7 protein-coding genes and 1 riboswitch are annotated in these 5,343 nt (G+C 46.0%); of the genes, 1 reads left to right on the forward strand and 6 read right to left on the reverse strand.

What is annotated here, in order from left to right; genetic code table 11:
• The 5 genes from purB to LD39_RS13485 all read right to left on the reverse strand — a co-directional run.
• Positions 1–998 (reverse strand): adenylosuccinate lyase (gene purB, locus LD39_RS13465; protein WP_035547810.1); only part of this gene is annotated, 998 nt, incomplete at its 3' end.
• 18 nt (positions 999–1,016) lie between these two features.
• Positions 1,017–2,144, reverse strand: coding sequence for a 5-(carboxyamino)imidazole ribonucleotide synthase (purK, locus tag LD39_RS13470; protein ID WP_035547813.1), 1,128 nt, complete (start codon positions 2,142–2,144; stop codon positions 1,017–1,019).
• Entirely contained in the window at positions 2,134–2,625 is a 492-nt protein-coding gene (gene purE, locus LD39_RS13475; RefSeq protein WP_035547816.1) for a 5-(carboxyamino)imidazole ribonucleotide mutase, read from the reverse strand. Before purE ends, purK begins: the two co-directional genes overlap by 11 nt.
• Positions 2,626–2,716: 91 nt before the next feature.
• A riboswitch (purine riboswitch) is annotated at positions 2,717–2,817 on the reverse strand.
• Between the two features lie 82 nt (positions 2,818–2,899).
• The gene (locus tag LD39_RS13480; protein WP_035547819.1) at positions 2,900–3,109 is read right to left on the reverse strand and encodes an NETI motif-containing protein; all 210 of its coding nucleotides are present in this window, start codon (positions 3,107–3,109) and stop codon (positions 2,900–2,902) included.
• Positions 3,069–3,647, reverse strand: a complete 579-nt coding sequence (locus LD39_RS13485) for a DUF2179 domain-containing protein (protein WP_035547822.1) — start codon at positions 3,645–3,647, stop codon at positions 3,069–3,071. Before LD39_RS13485 ends, LD39_RS13480 begins: the two co-directional genes overlap by 41 nt.
• Positions 3,648–3,792: 145 nt before the next feature.
• Between LD39_RS13485 and LD39_RS13490 the strand changes: the two genes are divergently transcribed.
• A complete protein-coding gene (locus tag LD39_RS13490; protein WP_035547825.1) occupies positions 3,793–4,218 on the forward strand; it encodes an Hsp20/alpha crystallin family protein in 426 nt (141 codons plus the stop codon).
• A 402-nt stretch (positions 4,219–4,620) separates the two neighbouring features.
• Here LD39_RS13490 and LD39_RS13495 read toward each other — a convergent pair.
• On the reverse strand, positions 4,621–5,343 hold a 723-nt coding region (locus tag LD39_RS13495; protein ID WP_035547828.1), incomplete at its 5' end, for an NCS2 family permease.

Here is a 5,343-nt window from a genome sequence, read left to right on the forward strand (position 1 = left end):
TTTTTCACGATATTGCTGAAGCGGTTCAACATATAGTTGATCGCTATAGTCGCATCAGGAAGAATGACACGCTCTGCAGAGGAGTGTGAAATATCACGCTCGTGCCACAATGGAACGTTTTCGAATGCTGTCAGCATCTCACCGCGCAGCACGCGCGCCATTCCCGTCATATTCTCTGAACCGATTGGGTTACGTTTGTGCGGCATGGCTGAAGAGCCTTTTTGCCCTTTCGCAAAGAATTCTTCAACTTCCCGCGTTTCAGTTTTCTGTAAGCCGCGGATTTCAACCGCAACCTTCTCAATGGAAGTCGCAATCAAAGCAAGAGTAGAAACGTAATGAGCGTGACGATCACGCTGTAACGTCTGGGTAGAGACAGGAGCTGCTTCAAGTCCAAGCTTGCCGCACACATACTCTTCCACATATGGATCGATATTGGCATACGTTCCTACGGCTCCGGATAGCTTACCGACTTCAATGCCTTTGATGGCCAGGTCAAGGCGTTCCAGGTTCCGCTTCATTTCTTCATAATAAAGCGCGAGCTTAAGACCGAATGTTGTCGGCTCAGCGTGAACCCCGTGTGTACGCCCCATCATGACCGTATGCTTATGCTCTTTCGCTTTTTCACCAAGTATTTCAATGAAATTGACAAGGTCCTTGCGGATAATTTCATTCGCCTGCTTCAATTGATAGGACAAAGCCGTATCAACCACGTCTGTCGAAGTTAGACCGTAGTGAACCCACTTGCGTTCCTCCCCTACAGTCTCTGAGACCGCTCGTGTAAAAGCGACCACGTCATGACGTGTTTCCGCTTCGATTTCGTGGATGCGCTCGACATTAAAGGATGCTTTTTCACGCAGCTTTTCAACGTCCTCTTTCGGGATCACTCCAAGCTCGCTCCATGCTTCACAGGCTAAAAGTTCAACTTCAAGCCAGGCTTGATAGCGGTTCTCCTCGGTCCAGATGCTTCCCATTTCGGGTCTTGTGTAACGTTCAATCATCGTCTTCCTCCTCGTTGACTACCATAAATGAATTTGGTTTTCTACAATTCTTTCATCGATTTCATCTAAGTTGTTTCCTATGAATGTAAGGTGGCCCATCTTACGGTTCTGACGCGCTTCTTTTTTGCCGTAATCATGTAAATGAAAACCACGATACTGCTCTATTTTATCAATTAATATGCCTTGATGCTTTCCGAGTATATTAATCATCACCGCTGCCGGGAAGGAATGGACAGGAAGTAAAGGCAAGCCGCATATCGCTCTCACGTGCTGTTCGAATTGCGAAACGCTGCAAGCCTCGATCGTATAGTGGCCGGAATTGTGCGGCCTTGGTGCCATTTCATTGATGTAAACCTCTTCGTCTTTTACGAACATTTCCACAGCAAACGTGCCGACAATTCCCATCTTATCTGCAAGTGCACGAACTGCAGCCTGAGCTTTTTCTCTGACACTTTCAGAAACACGGGCCGGTACTCTCGTTTCATGTAAAATATGATTTTTATGGATGTTCTCCCCTATTGGAAAATAGCTGATGTCTCCGTCAAGGCTTCTTGTGAACACCTGGGAGATTTCCAGGTCGAACGCAAGCCACGCTTCTACAATGTACGTGCCGCCTTCTTTAATGAAAGACTCCGCCTGTTCAAGGACATCCTCGTGCTCTAGCTTCAATTGACCTTTTCCATCGTAGCCGCCGCTGATCGTTTTGATGACCGCTGGAAAGCCGATAGTCGAAAGCGCTTGAACTGCCTCTTCATACGTATGGACAATTGCATAATCTGGAACAGAAAGTCCAGTATCAACCGCAACCTGTTTTTCTTTAGAACGGTTCTGAGTGACTTCCAAAGAGTACGCACCCTGAGGGAGTTTGCCGTCAGCTTCAAACAAACGCGCCACTTCCAGATCGACATTTTCGAATTCATAAGTAATAACGTCACTAATCTTACTCAGCCTTTTGGCTGCTTCTACATCATCATATGCCGCCACGATATGCTCGTCCGCAACATGTGAACACGGGCAATCCTCTGTTGGATCCATGACCGCAATCCGGTAGCCCATATGTCTGGCAGCTACAGCCATCATCCTTCCAAGCTGGCCGCCACCGAGAATACCAATCGTTTGTCCTGGTCGTACGACGTTATGATTCACGTAAATCGCTCCTCATTCCTTCGACTTTATCTATCATTTGTTTGCGATAATCTTCTAATCTTAAAGCGATCTCTTCGTCAAAAGCTCCAAGCATTTCCGCTGCTAAAAGTCCTGCATTTTTTGCTCCTGAACTTCCGATCGCTACTGTGGCGACGGGCACCCCTCCCGGCATCTGCACAATGGAAAGGAGAGAATCCAGACCTTGCAAAGCCTTGGACTGGACAGGTACACCAATGACTGGCAGCGTCGTTTTCGAAGCGACCATACCCGGCAGGTGAGCTGCCCCTCCTGCCCCTGCGACGATGACCTTCAGCCCTTTTCGCCGTGCTTCTTCTGCGTACGTAAACATGTCTTCTGGTGTCCGGTGCGCAGAGATGATTTCTTTTTCATATGCAATGTTCAATTCATCGAGTACATCACAAGCCTGCTTCATCGTTTCCCAATCGGAAATGCTGCCCATGATGACGCCTACTTTAGCCATACAATCCCCACTTTCATTAAAAAAGCCTGCTTAACTGCCTCTACGTAGAGAGGAGCTAAACAGGCATACGTGTCTCAAGAAAAATGATATCAGATGCTTGAACTCCCCTCATAGTCCGGGAATTTACGGTTCCCAGGTAGAGACGAACGGGCCCTATTCCCGTCTTATATGAGGTTTCATTATGCAATTCTATCTTCATCATATCAAGAGGAGCAATCCTATGTCAACGCAAATAACGAACGATGAAAAAGAAACAATTATAAAATGTTCGTGTTTACTGCTTCACTGCATGGAAAACGATGGTTTTACCTATAGGTTCCATGACTTTTTCACCATTCTTGATCTCTTCACGGAAGATCGGCTCTTCCGCACGGCGAATCGGCATATAACCTTCTTTTTTTATACGGTCCAGACACTGATCGATGGTTTCCTTTTCACCGACTTCAAAGCGCTTCTTGCCGTTCTTGCTGTTCTTTTTGGGCATCTTCGATCTTTCCTCTCTTCACAGATTTCGTCCAGAAACCCCCGTGAATCTGCTTCGGTTCATAGGAAATAATAAAGGCTTTCGGATCAATGGTACGGATGGTTTCATAAAGTAAGAGTTCGTATTTCCTAGGCGTCAAAATCTGCATCGCCAGGCGATCTCCCTCCATCCCGTAGGCAGACCAACTCGTCACACCGTATCCTTTTTCTCGAAGCTTACGGGTAAATTCGATATCCGGGTCTGAAGATATTACGTTAACTGTAATATAACCGAGCGCGAGCTTTTCTTCAATCTTCATCCCGACGATAACCCCGAGCCCGTAACCTAACGCGTAGGCAATAACGTTTTCAATCTGATCAAGCCGATCGAGCACCAATCCTAGACCGAACACATACGTTACAATCTCAAACATACTAATGAACGCTGCAAAATAACGTTGTCCTTTTAAGGTAAAGATCATACGAAGCGTGAAAAATGTAACATAGACGATGTTCACCACTAAAATGATGCCAATGACCAACCATGGATTTTCTAACATGCATGAAACCTCCTAACTCAGGCTAAATCTTGTCCTCACAGGATATTCACCCAGTTGATTTTTCATGCATACACTATAAACCATGAGAAGTCCTTTCACAATGAAAATTCACCGCAAATAGTGACAAATTATGGAGGTTGATGAAATGAATCAATTCAAAGATTGGAAAATGAATCTGGATCGATTTTTCGGTCAAGATTTTTGGGGTGACTTCGAAGGCATGATGAAGCCCTCTATTCCCTACATCAACATGTACCAGTATGACAACGAACTGCTCTGCTTCGTGAACATCCCTGGCATGAACCATCCGAAAAACGTCGATGTTTTCGTAGATCACTCCGTCCTTACGCTTAAAGGAAAAATTGAAATCAACCACCGCGGCGGCCATCAAATCCATTCTGAAATTGCCGACGGCGCCTTCGAACGCAGCATTGATCTCCCGTTTCCTGTTCGAAGTGACAAAATTGAAGCGACTTACAAGCACGGCTTACTGATTATTCAGCTTTACCGCCACGTGACCGAATCTAAAAAGCAGCGTCCAATCAGCATCCGTCACATGGAGGATGAATAGAACGGCAGTCTCAAAGACTGCCGTTTTTTTATTCAATAGGAAGGTGTTTCATTAGTTAAACGTCGCTGATCAGTCGCTTCTACACTTGGGCCCTCAGGACGAGGGTCAGTTCGACGTTGCAACAGGACGTTGCGTTCTTAGTCGAACTTCATCTTTATCCGGTTCCGTGGGGCAGACCTTTGTGACATAAGCACTCCACCTCTGTAAAGAAGATCACTTCACTGAGGTGATTCGCTTATGCTCTTCAGGTCTTACCAGCCCCTCTCCACACTTAATATTATCCGGTTCCATCGCCTACCCCCTCGAGGTCTTAAGTCCAACAGTTCCGTGAAGATAGTTCACTTCCCTGCACTGTTGTTCTTAAGCTTGTCGGGGCTGACCAAGGCGATTCCACACTTACAATTAAGCTAAGAATATGAAATAAAGGATAAAAATCACGAAGAGGAAGTACATGATCGGATGGATCTCTTTTGTACGACCTTTCAATACCATCGTAATCGGGTAGAAGATGAACCCGATCGCGATTCCCGTTGCAATGCTGTAAGTCAGTGGCATCGCGGCAATAGTGAAGAATGCTGGAACAGCAATCTCAAACTGATCCCAGTCAATATTTTTCAGCGTTGATGCCATCAATACACCTACTATAATCAATGCAGGCGCAGTAACTTCTGCTGTGACTACAGATAATAGCGGTGAAAAGAATAACGCCAACAGGAAAAATCCAGCCGTTACGATTGAAGCAAAACCAGTACGTCCACCAGCTCCAACCCCTGCTGTAGACTCGATATAAGAGGTGGTCGTTGAAGTACCGACGGCAGCACCTACTACTGTCGCAGCAGAATCCGCGAACAATGCACGGCCTGCACGAGGTAATTTATTATCCTTCATGAATCCTGCCTGAGTCGCAACTGCAACCAACGTACCAGCTGTATCAAAGAAATCAACGAATAAGAACGTTAAGATAACGACAAGCATTTGAATTGTGAAAATATCACCAAAATGAGTAAAAGCTGCTCCAAACGTCGGTGCCAAACTAGGGGCAGAAGAAACGACGTCTCCCATAGCCGTAGGAGCTGAGATCAACCCTGTAACCATACCTGCGATCGACGTAAGGATCATCCCATA

Origin of the sequence: Halobacillus sp. BBL2006 (genome assembly GCF_000786645.1) — a bacterium.
Lineage (GTDB): Bacteria > Bacillota > Bacilli > Bacillales > Halobacillaceae > Halobacillus.